We start from the raw sequence: 21,058 nt of genomic DNA, 5'->3' as shown, positions 1-21,058 counted from the left end.
AAAAAAGCTTGGAAGACACAGATGCTTTTGATGCAATAGACATTAATGCAATTCGCGCTAGGAACAAGGCTGGCGGAGCAAACTACTCGGTTATTAACAAAATAACCAGCACGGGTGTTGGAGATTCTTCGCTGAGTAGTCTTGTAGCTCAAGCAGAAGAAGAGGTGGCTGAAAACGTGCAGTCTGCGCAATCTACTATGCATTCGGAATCATACCAAGGATTACAGTCGCCAATGCGCTCTTCGCTAGGCGATAATGCCTTCTACCAAACGCAACAAATTCCGACTGTTCAAACTCCTATTCGAGATTTCGGTGGAGAGTATCCGTATAAGTTGTATCGCCCAGGAACTTACGCGCGTGAGCATATTCGTATTACGGTAACAAAGCTTTCCGACGGTCGCGACTTTTTCTACATCGACGACAACCCAGAATATGTTAGCGGACACAAAACAAGGGAGCTGATTGACCCTAGAAAGTTGGCGTATCGCTTTACATCTCATTTTGATAGCGAAGGTAATGAGGTTCCTAGAGAAGTTCCGCAAATGCGTCAGGATCCGCTTACAGGAGACTGGATTCCTATGTCTAGGCTGTGGGCAAAACGACCAGCCCCCATTCTTAGAGAGAGTTCAAATAGCGATAGCTTAAATAGTGATAGTAATCAGCAATCAAGAATCGACCCATTCGCTGGTAGAAAGCCAGAATCTGAGTATCAAGATGGTGAAATTCCAGACGAAGACTACGACGTTGTTGTTTTTGAAAACCGTTATCCAGCTATGGCTCAGGTTGCAGGAGTGCCAAACACAACAACCTACGTTGATGGCAATCCGCTGTGGAAGCAGGCTCCTGCAGCTGGTCGTTGTGAGGTGATTTGCTTTAGTTCCAACGAAAACATGCTTCCAGCTAATCTTTCTGTTTTGCGAATGCGCACGATTGTTGAAGCTTGGGCGTTTAGAACCGCGGAAATTAGCCAAATTGATGGCATTAAGCAGATTTATCCTTTTGAAAATCACGGCAGCCAAATTGGTGTGACTTTGAATCATCCTCACGGTCAGATTTATGCTTATCCGTTTATTGCTCCTAGGTTGGAGCAGGAGTTGCGCCACACAGAGGCTTATTTTGAGCGCACTGGCAGTAATCTTCTTAAGGATTTGATGAATTCGGAGATTGAGGCTAAAAAGCGTGTGATTATGCATAATCATAGTTGGGTTGCGTATGTGCCAGCAGCAGCGCGTTGGCCTCTAGAAGTGCATGTTGCTCCTGTTCGTGATGTTCTTACTTTGGATCAGCTTGACGACCAAGAGCGTTGGGATTTGGCACAAATTTATATAACACTTCTTAGACGTGCTAATAAGTTCTTTGGTTTTAATGGCGACTCTAGTACTAAATCGTTTGCAGGTTCGGCTGCTTTCGACTTATCTTCTGGTATGAGTGCTGCAAATTCTAGCGAATTTGTTGATTTGCCTTATGTTGCAGCATGGCATCAGGCTCCTGTGCATGATTCTCGTCGTGCGCATTATCGTCTTAATTTACAATTCTTCTCGTTTATGCGAGATGCTAACAAAATCAAGTATTTGGCTGGGTCGGAAGCTGGGATGGCATCTTGGATTTCTGATACAACGCCAGAGCTGATTGCAAGTAGATTCCAAGAATTAGGCGATGTTGATTTGGATTAGTCTTACCTGTATTAGTCTGATTAAACAAATAACAAAGTCAATTTGTGTGAAGCATTGTTTAAAGCATTGCATAAAACATTGTGTAGAACAATTTATTAAAAGTGAGATGATTAAGTTATGTTGCTGCATCTTTATTTAGTTCGTCATGGTCAAACCATGTTTAATTGCTACAATCGTCTTCAAGGTTGGTCAAATTCTCCTCTTACCGATAAAGGACTTGCAGACGCAGATCGTGCAGCAGAAAAATTAGCTAATGTCATTTTTGCTGCAGCATATTGTTCAGATACAACTCGTGCTCAAATCACTGCTGAGCGTATTTTAAGCGAAAACGAAAAACACACTCATGCTCGACCACAACTCATAAGCGATATGCATTTTCGTGAGCAATGCTACGGATATTTTGAAGGACAAGACATGAATATGGCTTGGTGGGCAGCAGGTGCTCCTCACGGAGCAAAAACATATAATGAAATCGTTGAAAAGTTTGGGCTTTCGGCTACCCGAGATATGCTCAAAGAGGCGGATCCATTCCACGATGCTGAGTCGGATATTGAGTATTGGAAGCGTGTTGAGGGCGGTTTTAAAATAATCGCCAGCAATCCAGTGTTAAAAGATGGAGATAGTGTTTTGCAAATCTCACACGGAAACACGCTTTTAAGTCTTATGCATCGTTTTGCGCCTGCTGGCTACGATTTGAGCGAGCGTCCGCAAAATGGTAGTGTGACTCGTTTAGATTTTGACACTTCTAAGCCACTTGATCAGGCTATAACTATTAAGGGTTACAACGAGTAGAGCGTACTGTAAATCCACTTTTATATATTGATATATTAGGGTTGATATATTAAGAAAGATATGTGTTAGTGGTTTACTCGAAGAGTCTTGACTCTTCGTTAATCTTTTAAATACATTGCGTGGGTTAGTCGCGCGTAAAAACAGCAGGAAAGAGGTTACGATGAGCGTTGGAGACATAGCTGCTCTGATTGCCGCGATTTCGTTTGCGGTTCTTTCTGGTTTTATGATTTATCCTCTGATTAGGTTGGGTAAGATGTTTAATCAGATTGCTCAAACCGTTAAGGAATCAGGTGAACATGCTTTGCCTGCTATTGATGAGTCTGTTACTACAGTAAAGCAAGTAAACAAAACCTTAGAAGATGTTAATGCTGTTACGGATGCTGCTCGCACCACTGCGACTAATGTTGGTGCTCTTACAGATTTGTATGGTGCTTTTCTTGGAAAACCTATTATTAAGATTGCTGCAGCTGGATATGCTCTTAAGGACACTATTAACGCATTCTTCAATAAGCCTACAGTTCCAACGGATTTTTCAGAATCTTCTGCACGCCACGCAGCTAATTCTGGTGAGTCGAGTGAGTCTAAGGGGGAGTGATGTTTAAGCGTTTATTCTGGCTTTGCGTAGGAATAGTAATAGGCGTGATGTCTGTTACTAAGGCTCGCGCTTATATTAAAGGAAAATTCCCAGAAAGTGTTGGAGATTTTTTCTTTGATAAAGATCCGAAGAATCTTACTTTAACCACGATTTTGTCTTTATTTAAGGATTTTAATTCCAGCAGAAAAACTCACGAGTCGCAGCTTAATTCTAAGTATGCTAATAAGTATGCTAAATAAAATAAGCTTGCTAATAAGTCTTGAAAGTTTTTTATAACTAAAGTTTTTATAGGTAAAGTTTTATAATCAAAAATTGGTCTTGCAGATTAATCATTCTGCGACTCGCGCCTTAAAGCATGATGGTATGATATTCTTTTGTGCCGCCCTGTTGCATGGCGTTTTAATATAACACAAGGAGTTCGTACCTATGCGCACAGCAGAAATTGCAAAGCGTTATCTTGACTACTTTGGTAATCATGGTCATATGGTCGTGCCTTCAGCATCGCTGATTTCACCAAATCCAACGACGCTTTTCACGATTGCAGGCATGGTTCCATTCATACCTTATCTTTTGGGAGAGCAAACGCCTCCTTCTCGCAGAATGACGTCTAACCAGAAGTGCGTGCGTACTCTTGATATTGACGAAGTCGGCAAAACTACTCGTCACGGCACGTTCTTCCAGATGGTTGGTAACTTCTCGTTTGGCGATTATTTTAAGGAAGAAGCGATTCACTACGCTTGGGAGCTTTTAACAACTCCGCAAGATAAGGGCGGATACGGATTTGACCCTGAAAAGCTCTGGGTAACTACTTATACCGACGATGATGAAGCTCGCGCAATTTGGAAGAACGAAGGCTTCGACCCAGAGCACATGCAAGTTTTCGGTATGGAAGATAACTTCTGGACCACTGGTGGTCCTGGTCCTGGCGGCCCATGCTCCGAAATCTACGTTGATCGCGGTCCTAAATACGGTAAGGATGGCGGTCCTGCTGCTGACGAATCTCGTTTCATTGAGATTTGGGATTTGGTCTTCGAAAACTTCCAGGTAGATAACGTAAAGTCTAAGACTGATTTGCATATTGTTGGTGAGCTTGACCAGAAGAATATCGATACCGGCGCAGGTTTGGAACGTTTGGCTTACCTTATGCAAGGTAAGGAAAATATTTACGAAACAGACGAAGTTTATCCAGTTATTGAAGCTGCAGAAAAGCTTAGCGGTGTAAAGTACGGCGATAATAATGATGCTGATGTGCGTTTCCGCGTTGTAGCAGATCACGTGCGTTCCGCTTTGATGATTATGAGCGATGGTGTGCGCCCAAGTAACGTTGGACGCGGATACGTGCTTCGTCGTCTTCTTCGCAGAACCGTTCGCGCAATGCGCATGCTCGGCGTTCAGGACCCAGTTCTTACAACCTTGTTCCCAGTTTCTAAGGCTGCAATGGAACCAAGCTACCCAGAGCTTAACAACACTTTCCACGAGGTTAGCGAAGCTGCATATGGTGAAGAAGACGCGTTCCGCAGAACTCTTGAAAAGGGCACAACTATTCTTGACTTGGCTGTTGAAAAAGCTAAGAAAGAACACAAGGATGACCCTATTGTTGGTGGTTCCGACGCATTTACTTTGCATGATACTTACGGCTTCCCAATCGAGTTGACTTTGGAGATGGCTGCTGAGCAGGGTGTTAAGGTTGATGAAGCTAAGTTCCGCGAGCTTATGAGCGAGCAGAAAGGTCGCGCTCGCGCTGATGCTTTGAAGAAGCGTCACAATGTGGATGTTAGCGTTTATGACGATATTAAGAAGGAGCTTGAAAAGCCAATCGACTTCCTCGGTTACACAGATTTCTCCAGCCGTTCAAACGTTTTGGCAATTGTTGAAGCCGGTAAGGGTGCTGTTAAAAGTGTTAGCGCTCCTGCAAACGTTGAAGTTATTCTTGATCGCACGCCATTCTATGCTGAGCGCGGTGGTCAGATTGCTGATCAGGGTGAGATTATTTCCGACGACGGCGCGATTTTGGAAGTTGACGATGTTCAGCGTCCAATCAAGGATTTGATTGTTCACAGCTGCCGACTTACTGAAGGCACTTTGAGTGTTGGTGCTCCAGTGAACACGAATATTGATCAGGTGCGCCGTGCTGCTTTGGCTCGAAGCCATACTGCTACGCATACTCTTCACAAGGCTTTGCGCGAAGAGCTTGGTCCGCAGGCAACTCAGCGCGGTTCTGTAGTTGATCCAGATCGTTTGCGCTTTGACTTCCAGTGGCCAAAGGCTGTTGATAAGGATGCGCTGCTGCGTGTAGAAGCTCGCGTAAACGAGCGTATTCGTGACGATTTGCAGGTTGTTCCAAAGGAAATGCCAATCGATGACGCTTTCAAGCTTGGAGCAATGCACTTGTTCGGCGAAAAGTACGGTGATATTGTGCGCGTTGTTGAGATTGGCGACGGTTGGAGCCGCGAGCTTTGCGGTGGTACTCACGCTAAGAGCACTGGAAAGATTGGTATGGTTACAATCCTTTCCGAGTCTTCCATTGGCTCTGGTGTTCGCAGAATCGACGCGCTTTGCGGCGAAGAGGCGTATGAATATGGTGCTCGTGAGCACGCTTTGGTGGCGCAACTTGCTGGCATGGTTAATGCACGCCCAGATGAGTTAGCTGAGCGCTTGGAGTCCTTGCTCAACAAGATGAAGGATTCAGACCGCAAGCTTTCTTCGGTGTATGAGGCTCAGCTTAACGATGCTGTTCCAGAATTGGTTGAGGCGGCTAAACAAAGTGGCGCAACGGTTAAGCTTGCTGTAAAGAATGTTGGAAACTTTGGTTCCTTCGATGCATTGCGCAAAACAACACTGGATGTTCGTTCTCGCTTAGGTGAGGATGCTCCTGTGATTGTGGCGCTGTGTGGCGTGAATGAAGAGGATCGTCCAATGGTGGCGGTGGCGACTAACGACGCCGCGCGTGATCTAGGTGCCAAGGCTGGCGATCTTGTGCGTACTGCTTCCAAGATTCTTGGCGGTGGCGGCGGAGGAAAGCCAGACTTCGCTCAAGGCGGCGGAACTGATGCTTCTAAGATTGACGAAGCGCTTGAGGCTGTTAAGAGCGAAGTGGCTAAGCTCGACTAGTGCGTAGCTACACGCTTAAAACAAAACGATATAATCTTTACCAAGAGCAGCATAAAATTCATGGTGTGGTTAGGTATTGATTTAGGAGATGCCAGGGTTGGGCTTTCTAAGTCCGACCCTGAGCTGACTTTTGCTCACCCAATCGGTAATATTCAATCCTATGGTGATTCGTTTAATGCGATTGAAGATGTTTTAAACATTATCGAAGATAATAGTGTTAGTCGTGTTGTAATAGGTCTTCCTTTGCAATTAGACGGAACTGAAGGAAAATCTGCTAAAAAAGCGCGTCGTTGGGGTACTAATTTAGTCAAAAGAATGAAGTCGCTTTTTGATTATGGAGATTGGTCTCTCGATTTTATTCCAGAAGTCGTTTTTAAAGACGAGAGACTAACAACAGTTACAGCTCATAAACAACTGTTAGATGCTGATTTTTCTACTAAAAAGCATCGTCCTATGGTAGATCAGCAATCGGCAGTGTTGATTTTGCAATCTGCGATTGACGATTATAAGAATGTTTGCAAAAATATAGAAAGCAATTCGCAAATCGCAATAAAAGATTTAAGCAATTCGCAAAATAATTCGCAAAATAATTCGCAAATCGACTGCATTAGGAAGGAAGCGTTTAATGAGTGAGAATATAGACGATTTTTTCAATCAAAACGCTAAATGGAGCCACGATTCCTCCCATCCTCCTATTCCGCCAAAATCGAGAAAAGCAAGAACCGCGCGCAAGAATCGCAAAAATAAAAGAAACCGCATAATCGCATTTATGCTTGTACTAGTTTTTGCACTCATGTTCATTGTTGGGTATGGATTATATAGGGTTGCGGTTTACATAAAAACCAACAATCAGTCTACGATTATGGACGATTGGCCAGGACCTGGAAACGGATTCGTTGAGTTTACGATTGAGCCAGGTCAAGGATCTGTAGAAGTTGGGAACAATCTTGTTAAAGCGCAAGTTGTAAAGTCACAATCAACTTTTTCTAATATTGTTGCTGCGAACAACAAGATTTTATACCCAGGAATTTATGCGCTTAAAAAGTATATGAACTCAATTGATGTTGTAAATATTCTTTCAGATCAAAGTAAAGCAGGCGGATTCTTAGACGTTAAAGCAGGAGAACGATCAACAGACGTTATTCGTAAGGCTGCACAAATCTCTGGAATTGACATTGCTCAATTTAACGCGATTCAAAAAACAGACGGAGCGGGGATTTTGCCGCCAGAAGCGGGCGGAAGTTTTGAAGGATGGTTGGAGCCTGGAGTTTACAACGTAAAATCCATGAAATCTGCTACTAAAATACTTGCCAAAATGGTAGATAAGCGTATTCAGAAACTTGATTCATTGGGAGTTCCTAAAGGAAAACTGCGTCAAGATATTCTCAAAATTGCGTCTATTGCGGAAGCGGAAGTAAATAATCGTGAATACTATGGTAAAGTTTCGCGCGTAATATTAAACCGTTTAGCTAAAGACATGCCTTTGGGAATGGACACTACGGTTGCTTACGGTATTGGAATTAAGGCAATCAACCTTACGCAAGCACAATTAGATGATGCAAGTAATCCATACAACACTAGGATTCGCAAAGGATTGCCGCCTACTCCTATAAGTATTCCTGGAGATAATGCTATTCTGGCTTCGATTAATCCAGAAAAAGGATCATGGATTTATTTTGTTACCACTAACTTAAAGACCGGCGAAACTAAGTTTGCGGATAACTACGATGATTTCTTGAAGATTCGCGACGAGTATAAGCGTTCTAACGAAAACGCCAACTAGCGCGACGACCTACCTTCGCGCTTAAAGCGTAGCGCGCGAAGGTAATTCGGAGCGCTGAGCTTGCTTAAGGTTGAAAGCACAGTGTGCTTTCAACGCAAGCGAAGACGTTCGCGCGCTTAGAGCGTGCGAACGATTTTCCTTACCTAGTGTTGCGCGAGGTTTGAGTATTTCTCTCCTCGCAAGTCCCGTCGCTACGCTCCTCTTTTATTGCTCGTATAGAAATACATCAAACCTTCTGAATATCTTTAACAATTGCGTACCACTTAATCACCGAGATTCTCGATTTTTCTTCTTCATTCGATGAATCACCATCAAAGATGCTGAGGTTCATCTCATTCAGTGCGAAAAATCTCGAATCTCTACCATACTTGGTGCAATCTGCATAACCACACAAGCCTTTAACCACATTGAGTGAAATTTGTTGCAATGCAATTTTCGCTTATTTAGCATAATCAAATGAGTCAGTTTATTGTTACTTGTTTATTTGCAACACCAACGCTTATATGCATGATTGCAGTGTGTGCGACGGATTTAACAAGCCGTATTGTGCCTAGACTTTGGGTTGTACTAGCTGCTTTTGCGCAATCTGCCGCTAACCTTATTTTTTCGCTGATTACTTTTCATAATGTTAATTTTCTTTTACGTGGCTGGCTTTTTGCAGTATCAGTTTTTGCATTCTACGTTTTGGTGCAAAAACTTTGCGTGCGCGGAGCACTTGGATTTGGCGATGTTACATGCGCTTCTATGATCGCTCAAGCTTTGGCGCTATTTGGATTTGATTGCATAATCTACTGGTTTGCATCAATCGGAATATTTGGATTAATTTGGATTTTAGTGTGGAAAATCTGCTCTAAAGTCTGCTTGCGATTTTTCCGCGGGCATCTTGTGCAAAATGAACAAAATAAAATCCCGTTTGTACCCGTATTAGCTGCATCTTCCATAATCGCCGTTATGCTTTGCGGTTTTTTGTAATTACACAAATACGCCAAGCTAGGTAGAGATTCGAGATTTTTCGCAGCGAATGAAGCGAACCTCAGCATGAAATGGTGATTCGCTGAAGCAGCAAGAAAAAATCGAGAATCTCGGTGATGAAAACTACGCAATTGTTCAAGCACGTAAGAGGGCTGTGTGATTCTTGGTCGAACAGTATAAGAGCGGCAGCCGATACCAAATAATCCAATGGCACACGCCTACAAACAAACTTCAACTCAAAAAACAAAATCAAAGCCAAATCGGAACAACAGCAACAACAAACTACACGTAATAGGCGGAGCGTTGTGAGACAAGAATTAGCCAGCCCTCCTACAACGCTAAATAGGAAAGCATTGCAACAAATTTTACTCAATGTGGTTAAAGGCTTTTTGCGATTTATTTCATAGATTATTAGCAATACTTAGTTGTTAGTAAAATAAAGAATTTAGAATCTAGTATTGATTTAAAATAAAATACAGTATTAAGTGCAAGAAGTATAACAATAAATATAACGCACAACGCGATTGGAGAAGGCATGCTTAGATGGCAAACGGCAGGGGAGTCGCATGGTGAAGCACTGGTGGCAATGATTGAAGGCGTGCCAGCAGGAGTTAAGATTACTAGCGCAGACATTGTTTCTGCTCTTGCGCGTAGACGACTTGGATATGGTCGCGGAGCGCGAATGAAGTTTGAGCAAGACAAAGTGCGTTTGCTTACAGGCGTTCGCCACGGTGTTACTCTTGGGTCTCCAATTGCTATAGAAATCGCAAATAGTGAGTGGCCAAAGTGGGTGGAAGTGATGAGCGCAGACCCGTTAGACCATGATTTAAGTGTGGAAGGTCGTAACGCGCCGCTTTCTAGGCCTCGCCCAGGGCATGCGGATTTAACGGGCATGCGTAAATATGGTTTTAGTGATGCTCGCGAGATTTTGGAGCGTTCGAGCGCTAGGGAAACGGCTTCCCGCGTGGCTTTAGGCGCTGTAGCTGATGCGTTTTTGCACCAAGCGTTGGGTGTGCGCACAGTTGCGCACGTTATTGGAATCGGCGGCGAATATGTAAGCAAAAGTTTACCCCTACCAACTCCAGACGATGTTGATGCGTTGGATGCTTCGCCAGTTCGTACTCTAGATAAAGATGCCGAAGCTCGCATGGTTGCTCGTATTGATGAAGCAAAAGCAAATGCAGATACGCTTGGCGGCGTAGTAGAGGTTTTGGCATACGGCATGCCTGCTGGAGTTGGAACGTATGTAGAGTCGGATCGCCGTTTGGATGCGGCACTGGCTGCGGCGCTTATGGGAATCCAAGCTATTAAAGGCGTGGAGATTGGAGACGGTTTCGAAGAAGCAAATCGCCCTGGCTCGGTTGCTCACGACGAGATCGTAACAGGCGAAGATGGCAAAATCACGCGCCTTAGCAATCGTGCTGGAGGAATTGAAGGCGGAATGTCAAATGGAGAGATAATTCGCGTGCGCGCTGCAATGAAGCCGATTCCGTCCATTCCTCGCGCTTTGCGAACGGTAGATGTGCTTACTGGCCAGCCAGCGCAGGCAATTAATCAGCGCTCCGATTTTACGGCTGTCCCAGCTGCTTCTGTAGTTGCAGAGGCAATGGTTCGATTAACGCTTGCAAAGTATGCGTTAGAAAAGTTTGGTGGAGATTCGCTAGAAGAAACCGCTAGAAATGCTATAAATTACGTTCAATCTTGGAAAGAGCATATGAGATGAGCGAAGAAGATTCTTTGCATGATTCCTTGCCAGATTCGCTTAGAGATTCTTTGAAAGACATTTCGCAAGATGTATCGCAAACTCAAATGCCGTTAGCCGTTATAATCGGCATGCCTGCAGCTGGAAAAACGCGTGTTGGCAAGGAATTAGCGCATATTTTGAATGTTCCTTTTATAGATACAGACGATTTAATTGAGCAAAAAATCAATATGCCGATTGCTCAATATTTTAAGGATTTTGGCGAAGAGTCTTTTAGAGATATTGAAACTCAAATTGTTAGAGATGCTATTTTCCCATATTTTGAGCAATCCGCCCCAATAGTCGCCCTAGGTGGCGGTGCTCCAATGCGTAAGGAGACGCAAGATGTCTTAAGAAAATATACAAAGCTAGGCGGTCGTGTTGTGTATTTGCAAGTAAATGCAAGTGATGCAATTGAGCGCGTAAGCTGGAATTCTAATCGTCCTATGTTAAGCGGCGAAGATGGCGCAAAACGATGGATGGATTTGTTTGATAAGCGTGATCCTGTGTTTTGCAAAGTGGCGAATTTACACGCTCGCGTTTACGGATTAACGCCAAAACCTGCCGCAAGAAAGGTAAAAGATATGATTATGCAACGAATCGTTCATGTAGATGGTAAAGGTATTGAAGATTACGATGTTCATATTGGCGCAGGCGCTATGAGTCTTTTACCTCAAATGCTTGGAAAACAGCCTGTTCGAGTAGCTTTAATTCACACTCAGCCTGTTCAAAGACATAGCGATAAAGCAAGATCTATTTTGCGCGCATCTGGCTACGATGTTTTCGATATTCTTATTCCAGACGCAGAGGCTGGTAAAACTGTTAAGGTTGCGGATTTTGTGTGGTCGCGCCTTGCAAACGCTGGTTTTACGCGTTCAGATGCGATTGTTGGTTTGGGTGGTGGAGCAGCTACGGATTTAGCTGGATTTGTTGCTTCTACTTGGATGCGTGGAATCCGCTACGTAAATTGCCCGACTTCGCTTCTTGCAATGGTAGACGCTTCGACTGGAGGAAAAACTGGTGTAAATACTGCAGCTGGCAAGAATTTGGTTGGTAGTTTTTACACTCCTGTTGGCGTTTTGGCAGATACTTGCGCGTTTTCTACTCTTCCTAACGATATTTTTGTTGAAGGACTTGGAGAAGTTGCAAAATCAGGGTTTATTGGCGATTCTAGCATCTTAAAAATTCTGGAAAATCCTCAAAATGCTAGCAAGTTGCGCTCTGTTGATGGTCCTTCTATTTTAGACGATGCAGATTTAAATAATATGGTTTGCGATCTAATAGAAAAAAGCGTGCGCGTTAAGGCATACCACGTTTCTAACGACTTAAAAGAACAAGGTTTGCGCGAGTTTTTGAATTATGGGCATACTTTAGGGCATGCGATTGAGCAAATCGAGCATTTTTCTTGGCGTCATGGAAACGCGGTTGCTGTTGGAATGGTTTTTGCGGCGAGCCTTGCGCAAATTTTGGGCTATTTAAGTCCAGAAGACGTTGAGTATCATCGCTCGCTTTTAAAATCACTTGGATTGCCAATATCTTGGAATGGCGGCGGCAATAATGACGATGCTTTTGCTAAGGTTCTTGACTTGATGCATAAAGATAAAAAAGCTAGAGGCAACACCTTACGATTTGTTGTTTTAGACGGGATTGGAAACCCGATTCACTTAGATAATCCGCCGCTGGAGGCGATTCGCGAAGCGTTTAATAAGATTAGAGGTTAGAAAATGGTAGATGCAGAAAACACTATAAACATCCGTAAAGTTTTAGTAGTAAATGGCCCAAATTTGGGGCGATTAGGCGTTCGCCAGCCAGACGTTTATGGCAGTCAAGATTTTAAAACGTTGTGCGCGCTTTGCAAAAAGTGGGCACAAGAGCTTAATTTACAAGTGGAAGTTCGCCAAAGCGACGACGAAGCGCAAATGGTTCATTGGATGCACGAAGCTGCTGATACTCATACGCCAGTAGTTATGAATCCTGCTGCTTTTACGCACTACAGTTATGCGCTCGCGGATGCTGCGCACATGGTTTTAGATGCTGGAGTGCCACTAATGGAAGTGCATATTTCTAATCCTTCTGCCCGCGATTCTTTCCGGAAAATAAGCGTGATTAGTCCTGTTGCAACTGGAACTATTACAGGCATGGGACTGTATGGATATAAGCTTGCGCTCGAGGCTGTTGCTCATTTGATTTGACTTTGATTTGACTTTTCAATTATTCTTCCGAGTCGAGGCTCGAAGATACTATGGAGTTCCATGGTTAGAAGAAAACATGGTAACTCTCAGGAGCATATTACAAAGCATATTTTTGTCACTGGTGGCGTTGTTTCGTCCCTCGGAAAAGGTCTTACTGCATCTTCATTAGGCAGACTTTTGCGTAGTCGTGGTCTTCACGTTTTACAACAAAAACTCGATCCTTATATCAATGTTGACCCGGGTACAATGAACCCATTCCAACATGGTGAGGTTTACGTTACAGAAGACGGCGCAGAAACAGATCTTGATATTGGTCATTACGAGCGATTCCTCGATGTTTTCTTAAGTCAAAAAGCGAATGTTACAACTGGTCAGATTTATCAGTCTGTGCTTCGTAAGGAGCGTGCTGGCGAATATTTGGGTCAGTGCGTGCAGGTTATTCCGCATATTACTGGCGAAATTAAGTCGCGTATGCGCGCGCAGGCTAGCGACGATGTAGACGTGATTATTACGGAAATCGGCGGTACTGTTGGAGATATTGAGTCCCAGCCATTTTTGGAGGCTGCTCGCGAAGTTCGTCGCGATTTAGGTCCTGAAAACTGCATGTTTGTGCACGTTTCTTTGGTGCCTTATATAGCCGCAGCTCACGAATTAAAGACTAAGCCAACTCAGCATTCTGTGATGATGCTCCGATCTCTTGGCATTTCTCCAGACGCGCTTGTTTTGCGTTCGGATCGTCCGCTTAATCAAGGCATTAAAGACAAAATTTCGCTTATGTGCGATGTTGACGCTGAAGGCGTTGTGAACTGCGTTGACGCTCCAAGCATTTACGATGTGCCGAAAATTTTGTTCAACGAGGGCTTGGATGCTTACGTTGTGCGTGAGCTTGAGCTTCCATTCCACGATGTTGATTGGAACGAGTGGGAAGATTTGCTTGAGCGCGTGCATCATCCAAAGCATGAGCTAAACATTGCAATTGTTGGCAAGTACATTGATTTGCCAGATGCATATCTTTCTGTTACTGAGGCTATTAAAGCTGGCGGTTTTGCAAACTGGGCTAAGGTTAACGTGCGCTGGGTTGCTGCCGACAAGTGCGAAACTCAAGAAGGTGCGGCGGCGGCTCTTGACCAAATGGATGGCATGGTTATTCCAGGCGGCTTCGGAATTCGCGGTATTGAAGGTAAGATTGGCGCTTTGCGTTACGCTCGCGAGCATGGTTTGCCAACGCTTGGTCTTTGCCTTGGCTTGCAATCTATGGTTATTGAGTACGCTCGTCACGTTCTCGGTCTTGAGGATGCTAATTCCACTGAGTTCGAGAAGGATTGTGGCGATCCAGTAATCGCAACTATGGAAGAGCAGAAGGATATTGTGGACGGTAAGGGAGATATGGGTCACACAATGCGACTCGGCTCTTATCCTGCTCTTCTTGAAGAAGGCTCTATTGTTGCTGAGCTTTACGGTACTACGCATGTTACTGAGCGTCACCGTCACCGTTATGAAGTGAACGTGGCGTATAAAGATCGTTTGCGCGAAGCCGGCTTGCGTATTAGCGGTCAAAGCCCAGATGGTAATTTGACTGAGTTTGTGGAGCTTCCAAAGGAAGTTCACCCATTCTATGTGGCAACTCAGGCTCATCCAGAGTTTAAGTCTCGACCAACTAAGCCTCATCCACTGTTTGCTGGTTTAGTGGCGGCTGCTCTTGAACATCAGGCTAGCGAGGCTGAGTAGTATTTACCAATAGGTGAAAAATATAATAAAAATATTTTAAAAATAATTTCAATATTCATTTGATTTTATTTATTAAGTGGTGTAGAGTCGTACGTTTGGGTGCGAATTTACACCACTTTTATTTTGATTAATATTTGAATATCTTGTTGCATATTTTGCATCGTTTAACATAATTGTTACATATTTCTAGTGCAAATTTACATTTTTGTAATATCTATACAAATGTAAAAGACTTGGCAAAATATCATCTAAAATACGATTTAATCTAATATTTTTCTATTATAATAGTTGTTTTTATGATTTATAGACAAAATAACAGTAAATTTTACATTTAGACTTTTAGCTTGCGTTGTTTAATAAAATCCGTATGATTGAATTTTAATCAACGAAGAGGCCTCCTTATTGGCTTTGCAAAGAATCCATCTGGCAATAAATACTAGGTGGATTTTATTTATTAAGCCTGTAAAAGCCTGTAAAGCTTGTAATGAGACTTTTTCGTGATATTTAATTGAATCCTGCCATACCCAACGTTAGGAGAAAACATATGAAGAATAAGGCATTACTTTTTGCCGCAGCTGCGTGCTCGGTTGCTATGCTGCTAGGTGGATGCGGTTCTTCTGCCTCGAAGACCGCTCAAACAAATGGTGGCAAGGTTGTTATTACTGTAAACGACTCCGAGCCTCAGAACGAGCTTGTTCCAGGAAACATTAACGAGAATGCTGGTGCTCGTCCTGCTGTATTGGTCAACTCCACGTTGGTCACTTTTGATGAAAAGGGCAACACGGTAAACGAAGATGCCGAGAGCGTAACTCCAAACGCCGATGCGACCCAATACACTGTTAAGCTTAAAAAAGATAAGAAGTTCAGCGATGGCACTCCAATCACCGCAGAAAGCTTTACTAAGGCTTGGAGCTTTGTAGCAAACGCTAAGAATGCTCAGAAGTGCTCTTCCTTCTTCCAGACCATTAAGGGCTACGAAGACTTGCAGAAGAATGATACTAAGGGCGACGAGCAGCTTTCTGGCTTAAAGGTTGTAGATAAGTACACCTTTACTGTTGATTTGAACCAGCCAGATTCTGTGTTTGCTGTTAAGGTTGGTTACCTTGCATTCGCCCCTCTTCCAGAGTCCTTCTACAAGAATCCAAAGGCTTACGGCGAAAAGCCAGTTTCTTCTGGACCATACTTGTTTAAGTCTTGGGATCACAACAAGCAGATCGAAGTTGTAAAGAACCCAGATTACGATGGCCCACGCAAGGCTCAGAATGACGGCGTTACCTTTAAGATTTACACCGACGGCACCGCTGCTTACCGCGATGTTCAGTCTGGCAATCTTGATATGACGGATAATATTCCAGATACCGAAACAAAGACTTTCCAAAAGGACACCACTGTTAAGGCATACAACCGTCCAGGTTCCGTAATCCAGCAGTTCGGTATTCCTGCAAAATTGCCACACTTCGATGTAACTACCGAAGAAGGCCGCTTGCGTCGTCAAGCTGTTTCTATGGCAATCGATCGCGAAACCATCATCAAGAAGGTTCTTAACAGTACAGCATCTCCTGCAAACGAGTTCACTTCTCCTTTGACTCCAGGCTACAAGGCAGATCTTAAGGGACACGAAAACCTTAAGTTTAATGCCGCAAAGGCTAAGGAACTTTGGGCAAAGGCAGATAAGATCTCTAAGTATGATGGTCCTCTTACCTTTACTTACAACGCCGATGGCAACGCTAAGTCTGTGTTCGACGCAGTTGTAAACTCCCTTAAGAATCATCTTGGAATTAATGCTGAAACCACTCCAGTTCCAACATTCCAAGAGTTCCGTAACGCATGCGAACAGCGTCAGATTAAAGGTGCATGGCGTGCAGGCTGGATGCCAGATTACCCAAGCCCAGAAAACTACTTGACTCAGGAATTTGCTTCCGTTGCTGCAGATGGCAATGGTTCTAACGAAGCTGATTACAAGAATCCTAAGTTCGATGCTTTGCTTAAGAAGGCTTCTTCTTCTAAGCAAGCTGAGGCAACTAAGCTTTATCAGCAAGCTAACGAGATTCTTCTTGAGGATCTTCCATACGTACCACTGTTCTACTCGAACGCTAAGGCTGTTATGGTTCCAAGCTTGAAGGGCTTTGTAATGGATTGGCAGAATATGCCACTTTACTACAAGCTCCACAAGTAAAGATCAAAATCAAGTAGCTATTAATATCAAGTAGCTATTAAAAAATAAACCATAATTTAATAGCATGTAAAAACGTGCTGCTGCCTTCGAATGGCGAATAAAATTACAAAATTCTATCCGCTGTTCGAGGCAGCACTTTGTGTTTTTACTTAGGTTGGGTTAAATCAATATGCAAGCCACAAGTTGGGTGTGTGCTATGCGAATTTTTAAGTAAATATATAAGGAGAAACCAATGGGTAAATACGTTCTGCGTCGCGTTTTGCAGATGATTCCTGTGGTTCTCGGCACAACATTGTTGGTATACGCTTTGGTGTTTGCTTTGCCTGGAGATCCAGTAAAAGCAATGTTTGGAGATAAGCCAATTAACCATGCTGTAGAAGCGCAAATTCGTGCCGAGTATAACTTGGATAAGCCATTTATTATTCAATATTTGTTGTTCTTAAAGAATGCGCTTACTCTTGATTTTGGACATACTTTTGCTGGTCAGCCAGTAATTGACGAAATTGGTCGCGCATTCCCAGTAACCATTAAGCTTGCGTTGATGGCGTTTGCCTTTGAAGCCTTGTTCGGCGTAGCTTTCGGCATAATCTCTGGCTTAAAGAAAGGAAAGTGGTACGACAGTGTAATCCTGGTTGTATCACTTCTTCTTATTTCTGTGCCAACATTTGTTACTGGCTTTATTGGACAATACGTGTTTGGTGTTAAGTGGCATATTATGCCTGTTACAGCAAGCAATGATCCTGGATTCTATGATCTTCTTCTTCCTGCGATAGTTCTTGGATCCGTGTCAATGGCGTATATTATTCGACTTACAAGGTCGGAAATTTCGTCAAACATATCGCTTGATTACGTGCGCACGGCTCGCGCAAAGGGCTTAAAAGAAGGCTCCGTTATTGTTCGACACATTTTGCGTAACTCGCTTATTCCTGTTGTTACATTCTTAGGTCAAGATTTGGGCGCTCTTATGGGCGGCGCAATGATTTCGGAAACAATCTTCAACATTCATGGCGTTGGATTCCTTACGTATCAGGGAATACTAAAAGGAGAAGGAAACCTTGTTGTTTCTATAGTTACGCTTCTTATGTTGATATTTGTAGTCAGCAATCTTCTTGTTGACATGTTGTACGCGGCTCTAGATCCGCGCATTCGCTACGCGTAAGGAGAGCACATTATGGAAGATAATTTGATGGAAGATAATTTGATTACAAATAATGCAAATTACAACACATTGCCAGGTCAGGAACGCTATGTTGCTCCTCTTGACGATACGCCTCTTCAAGAAGTTGATTCTGTAGACGAATCTGCTCCAGCTACAAGCATGTGGGCTGATGCTTGGAGATCTTTGCGCAGAAATCCATTGTTTATTGTTTCTGCAATTTTGATTATTGCAATTATTTTTGTTGCGCTCTTCCCAGGCGCTCTCACAAAGCACAATCCTAATTACTGTGTTTTGGAGCATTCGCTTGAGCCAGCTTCTGCTGCACATCCGTTTGGATTCGACATGCAAGGATGCGATATTTACGCTCGAGTTGTATATGGAACACGTACATCTTTAAGCGTTGGCTTGCTCGCAACGGCTTTAGTGGTGTTAGTTGGTTCGCTAATTGGAGCTTTGGCTGGATTCTTTGGCGGATGGATTGATGCGGTTCTTAGCCGAATCACCGATATCTTCCTGGCTCTACCAATGCTGTTGGGTGCAATCGTAGTTTTGCAAATGTTCCGCACATCTAAGTCGATTTGGAAAATCGTGTTTGTTATGGTTCTCTTTGGATGGGTAGGCGTTGCTCGAATCGCAAGAAGTGCCGTTATGGAATCCAAGAATCTTGAGTTTAATACGGCTTCTACAGCTTTAGGTTCAACTCCAATGCGTAATCTTTTCCGTCATATTATTCCAAACTCGCTGGCCCCAATCATTGTTGTAGGAACAACATCCCTTGGTTCTTACATTGTTTTGGAAGCAACACTTAGCTTCCTTGGTATTGGTTTGCCAACTACGACCGTTAGCTGGGGTGTAGATATTTCTACCGCTAGGAATGTTCTTACTACAAATCCAGAAGTTTTGTTCTATCCGTCTATTGCGCTCGCTATTACTGTTCTCGCCTTTATTATGATGGGCGACGCCGTAAAAGATGCGTTGGATCCAAAGAGCCGTAAGGCGTAAGTTAGCGTGGAGGAATAGTGATTATGAACACAGCAACACGTAAAAATGTAGATACCCTTGCAATGCAACGTGAGCAGGGTCCTTTGCTGGAAGTTAAAAATCTTCAAGTTGACTTTACAACGGATTCTAAAAAAGCCGTACACGCTGTTCGCGATGCGAGCTTCAACGTTTACCCAGGTCAATGGGTTGCAATCGTGGGTGAATCTGGTTCTGGAAAGTCAACTTCTGCAATGGCGGTTTTAGGCTTGCTTCCAGGAACAGGTCACGTTACGGGTGGTTCTATTAAGCTTAAAGGTCAAGAAATAAGTAATCTAAAGCCTAAAGATTATGCGGCTTTGCGCGGTACAGCAATGGGATTGGTTCCGCAAGACCCTATGAGCAACCTTAATCCTGTTTGGCGAATTGGAACTCAAGTTAAAGAGGCTCTTCTTGCAAATGGCGTTGACGTTAGTCATGAGAAGCGCTCCGCACTTGCAGAAGCTTTAGCAGGAGACGCTGTAGAAGTCAAAAGCAATGAAGATGAAATCTTCCTTGGCTCTAAAGAACTGAGCGCATTATTGGACGCTGCAAAGCAAGCTTTGGCGCAGGTTGGTCTTAGTGAGCAAACAAATGCCGAAAAGTTTAATGAAGCTATGGAATACTACAAAAAAGAGTGGGTTCCAGGTTCCGAAACTCGTTGGCGCGTTGCAGACGATTTAATCAAGTATGGCGTAGACGACGACAAAGCTTGGGAAATCGCAAAAAAGTATGTTATTGGAGCAAGTGTTGAAGACCGCATTGCTGGTTTGCTTGATGAAGCTGGTTTGCCAGATGCAGCAACTCGCGCAAGGCAATTCCCACACGAGTTTTCCGGCGGTATGCGTCAGCGCGCGTTAATCGCGATTGGCCTTGCGTGCCGCCCAGATTTGCTTATTGCAGATGAGCCAACTTCCGCACTCGACGTTACTGTGCAAAAGCGCATTCTTGACCATTTGCATACGCTTACTGATTCTCTCGGCACTTCTGTGCTCTTTATTACTCACGATTTAGGTTTGGCTGCAGCTCGCGCACAGCACGTTGTTGTTATGTATAAGGGTCGCGTTGTTGAATCTGGTCCATCTTTGGACGTTTTGCAGCATCCTCAGCATCCTTATACTAAGCGACTTGTTGCTGCCGCTCCAAGTCTTGCTTCTCAACGAATCATTTCCGTTAAGGAGCATGGTGGTAACGCGGATAATTTGCTTGAGCATCACGTAGTAGGCGAGCAAGCTCTTGAAAAGAGCGAGCATATTATTACAGTCGATCACTTAACCCGAGAGTTTAAGCTTCCGCGCAAGAAGGAGCTTTTCAAGGCTGTTGACGATGTTTCGTTCTCGATTAAGCGCGGAACAACGTTGGCAATCGTGGGTGAGTCTGGTTCTGGTAAGTCTACTGTTGCAAACATGGTTTTGCGACTTCTAAATCCAACAAGTGGAACAGTTACTTACGAAGGCAAGAATATTGCTGATTTCAAGGGTGCTGATTTGCTTGACTTCCGTCGACATGTGCAGCCAGTATTCCAAAATCCTTATGGTTCGCTAGACCCAATGTATTCGATTTATCGTTCTATTGAAGAGCCTTTGCGAATTCATAAGATTGGCGATAAAAAGAGTAGACAGAATCGTGTGCGCGAGCTTTTGGACATGGTTCGTATGCCTGCTTCTGTTATGACTCGCTTCCCGAACGAGCTTTCAGGCGGACAGCGTCAGCGCATTGCGATTGCGCGTGCTATGGCATTGGATCCGGATGTAATCGTTTGCGACGAAGCTGTGTCTGCTTTGGATGTGCTTGTGCAAGATCAGGTTTTGCATTTGCTTAACGATTTGCAAGCGGAGCGAGGATTAAGCTACTTGTTCATCACTCACGATTTGGCTGTTGTTCGTCAGATTGCGGACGAGGTTGTTGTTATGCAACATGGCAAACTTGTTGAGCATGCTACAACCGACGAAGTGTTTGATCATCCTCAAAAGGAGTACACTCGCGATCTTCTCGATGCAATTCCAGGTGGAAATTTGGAACTTGGCTTGGATTAGTCGCAAGCTGGTTTATGGGCCTTAAAACTAGTGTCTTATAAACTATAAATTTAAAATAAATTTAAATTTAAAATAAAGGTGTA

General features: G+C 43.7%; 15 protein-coding genes and 1 pseudogene. All 16 read left to right on the top strand.

Annotation, left to right across the window (positions count from 1 at the left end; genetic code table 11):
- Positions 1-197: 197 nt before the first annotated feature.
- The 16 genes and pseudogenes from galT to HXT19_RS04580 all read left to right on the top strand — a co-directional run bounded on the left by galT (position 198) and on the right by HXT19_RS04580 (position 20,975).
- A complete protein-coding gene (gene galT, locus HXT19_RS04655; protein ID WP_407066230.1) occupies positions 198-1,673 on the top strand; it encodes a galactose-1-phosphate uridylyltransferase in 1,476 nt (491 codons plus the stop codon).
- Positions 1,674-1,790: 117 nt separating this feature from the next.
- On the top strand, positions 1,791-2,465 hold the full coding sequence (locus HXT19_RS04650) for a histidine phosphatase family protein (protein WP_285067856.1): 675 nt from the start codon (positions 1,791-1,793) through the stop codon (positions 2,463-2,465).
- 160 nt (positions 2,466-2,625) lie between these two features.
- Positions 2,626-3,060 carry a DUF948 domain-containing protein gene (locus HXT19_RS04645; protein ID WP_004113368.1) on the top strand — a complete coding sequence of 145 codons (435 nt, stop codon included), beginning with the start codon at positions 2,626-2,628 and terminating at the stop codon, positions 3,058-3,060.
- A complete protein-coding gene (locus HXT19_RS04640) occupies positions 3,060-3,299 on the top strand; it encodes a hypothetical protein (protein WP_004113365.1) in 240 nt (79 codons plus the stop codon). Before HXT19_RS04645 ends, HXT19_RS04640 begins: the two co-directional genes overlap by 1 nt.
- 187 nt (positions 3,300-3,486) lie before the next feature.
- On the top strand, positions 3,487-6,171 hold the full coding sequence (alaS, locus tag HXT19_RS04635; RefSeq protein ID WP_048730125.1) for an alanine--tRNA ligase: 2,685 nt from the start codon (positions 3,487-3,489) through the stop codon (positions 6,169-6,171).
- Between the two features lie 60 nt (positions 6,172-6,231).
- Positions 6,232-6,696: pseudogene (gene ruvX, locus HXT19_RS04630) on the top strand (Holliday junction resolvase RuvX); the annotation flags it as partial.
- 100 nt (positions 6,697-6,796) lie between these two features.
- Positions 6,797-7,954 (top strand): endolytic transglycosylase MltG, encoded by a 1,158-nt coding sequence (gene mltG, locus HXT19_RS04625; protein WP_422119643.1) that lies wholly within the window; start codon positions 6,797-6,799, stop codon positions 7,952-7,954.
- Positions 7,955-8,410: 456 nt separating this feature from the next.
- Positions 8,411-8,926: a peptidase A24 gene (locus HXT19_RS04620; protein WP_014554432.1), complete on the top strand. Its 516-nt coding sequence runs from the start codon at positions 8,411-8,413 to the stop codon at positions 8,924-8,926.
- A gap of 535 nt (positions 8,927-9,461) precedes the next feature.
- Positions 9,462-10,649, top strand: coding sequence for a chorismate synthase (aroC, locus tag HXT19_RS04615; RefSeq protein ID WP_422118596.1), 1,188 nt, complete (start codon positions 9,462-9,464; stop codon positions 10,647-10,649).
- The gene (locus HXT19_RS04610) at positions 10,646-12,388 is read left to right on the top strand and encodes a bifunctional shikimate kinase/3-dehydroquinate synthase (protein WP_075038778.1); all 1,743 of its coding nucleotides are present in this window, start codon (positions 10,646-10,648) and stop codon (positions 12,386-12,388) included. Before aroC ends, HXT19_RS04610 begins: the two co-directional genes overlap by 4 nt.
- A gap of 3 nt (positions 12,389-12,391) precedes the next feature.
- Positions 12,392-12,859, top strand: a complete 468-nt coding sequence (gene aroQ / locus HXT19_RS04605; RefSeq protein WP_004113352.1) for a type II 3-dehydroquinate dehydratase — start codon at positions 12,392-12,394, stop codon at positions 12,857-12,859.
- Between the two features lie 60 nt (positions 12,860-12,919).
- Positions 12,920-14,587: a CTP synthase gene (locus HXT19_RS04600; protein ID WP_004114673.1), complete on the top strand. Its 1,668-nt coding sequence runs from the start codon at positions 12,920-12,922 to the stop codon at positions 14,585-14,587.
- Between the two features lie 544 nt (positions 14,588-15,131).
- The gene (locus HXT19_RS04595; RefSeq protein WP_004113349.1) at positions 15,132-16,763 is read left to right on the top strand and encodes a peptide ABC transporter substrate-binding protein; all 1,632 of its coding nucleotides are present in this window, start codon (positions 15,132-15,134) and stop codon (positions 16,761-16,763) included.
- Between the two features lie 232 nt (positions 16,764-16,995).
- Complete coding sequence (locus tag HXT19_RS04590; protein WP_004113346.1) at positions 16,996-17,922, top strand: ABC transporter permease; 927 nt, start codon at positions 16,996-16,998, stop codon at positions 17,920-17,922.
- A gap of 12 nt (positions 17,923-17,934) precedes the next feature.
- Positions 17,935-18,924 (top strand): ABC transporter permease, encoded by a 990-nt coding sequence (locus HXT19_RS04585; RefSeq protein WP_180372322.1) that lies wholly within the window; start codon positions 17,935-17,937, stop codon positions 18,922-18,924.
- Positions 18,925-18,947: 23 nt separating this feature from the next.
- On the top strand, positions 18,948-20,975 hold the full coding sequence (locus HXT19_RS04580) for a dipeptide ABC transporter ATP-binding protein (protein WP_004113343.1): 2,028 nt from the start codon (positions 18,948-18,950) through the stop codon (positions 20,973-20,975).
- The last annotated feature ends 83 nt before the right edge of the window (positions 20,976-21,058 follow it).

The organism is Gardnerella sp. DNF00038, assembly GCF_049262855.1.
GTDB classification, from domain to species: Bacteria; Actinomycetota; Actinomycetes; order Actinomycetales; family Bifidobacteriaceae; genus Bifidobacterium; species Bifidobacterium vaginale.
The sequence above is the reverse complement of the archived record's forward strand: the minus strand, read 5'-3'. Positions and strand labels throughout refer to the sequence as shown.

Bases quoted from the DNA above. Each gene is read 5' to 3' on its own strand.
- galT (WP_407066230.1), top strand. From the start codon at position 198: ATGCATTCGGAATCATACCAAGGATTACAGTCGCCAATGCGCTCTTCG.
- HXT19_RS04650 (WP_285067856.1), top strand. From the start codon at position 1,791: ATGTTGCTGCATCTTTATTTAGTTCGTCATGGTCAAACCATGTTTAAT.
- HXT19_RS04645 (WP_004113368.1), top strand. From the start codon at position 2,626: ATGAGCGTTGGAGACATAGCTGCTCTGATTGCCGCGATTTCGTTTGCG.
- HXT19_RS04640 (WP_004113365.1), top strand. From the start codon at position 3,060: ATGTTTAAGCGTTTATTCTGGCTTTGCGTAGGAATAGTAATAGGCGTG.
- alaS (WP_048730125.1), top strand. From the start codon at position 3,487: ATGCGCACAGCAGAAATTGCAAAGCGTTATCTTGACTACTTTGGTAAT.
- mltG (WP_422119643.1), top strand. From the start codon at position 6,797: ATGAGTGAGAATATAGACGATTTTTTCAATCAAAACGCTAAATGGAGC.
- HXT19_RS04620 (WP_014554432.1), top strand. From the start codon at position 8,411: ATGAGTCAGTTTATTGTTACTTGTTTATTTGCAACACCAACGCTTATA.
- aroC (WP_422118596.1), top strand. From the start codon at position 9,462: ATGCTTAGATGGCAAACGGCAGGGGAGTCGCATGGTGAAGCACTGGTG.
- HXT19_RS04610 (WP_075038778.1), top strand. From the start codon at position 10,646: ATGAGCGAAGAAGATTCTTTGCATGATTCCTTGCCAGATTCGCTTAGA.
- aroQ (WP_004113352.1), top strand. From the start codon at position 12,392: ATGGTAGATGCAGAAAACACTATAAACATCCGTAAAGTTTTAGTAGTA.
- HXT19_RS04600 (WP_004114673.1), top strand. From the start codon at position 12,920: ATGGTTAGAAGAAAACATGGTAACTCTCAGGAGCATATTACAAAGCAT.
- HXT19_RS04595 (WP_004113349.1), top strand. From the start codon at position 15,132: ATGAAGAATAAGGCATTACTTTTTGCCGCAGCTGCGTGCTCGGTTGCT.
- HXT19_RS04590 (WP_004113346.1), top strand. From the start codon at position 16,996: ATGGGTAAATACGTTCTGCGTCGCGTTTTGCAGATGATTCCTGTGGTT.
- HXT19_RS04585 (WP_180372322.1), top strand. From the start codon at position 17,935: ATGGAAGATAATTTGATGGAAGATAATTTGATTACAAATAATGCAAAT.
- HXT19_RS04580 (WP_004113343.1), top strand. From the start codon at position 18,948: ATGAACACAGCAACACGTAAAAATGTAGATACCCTTGCAATGCAACGT.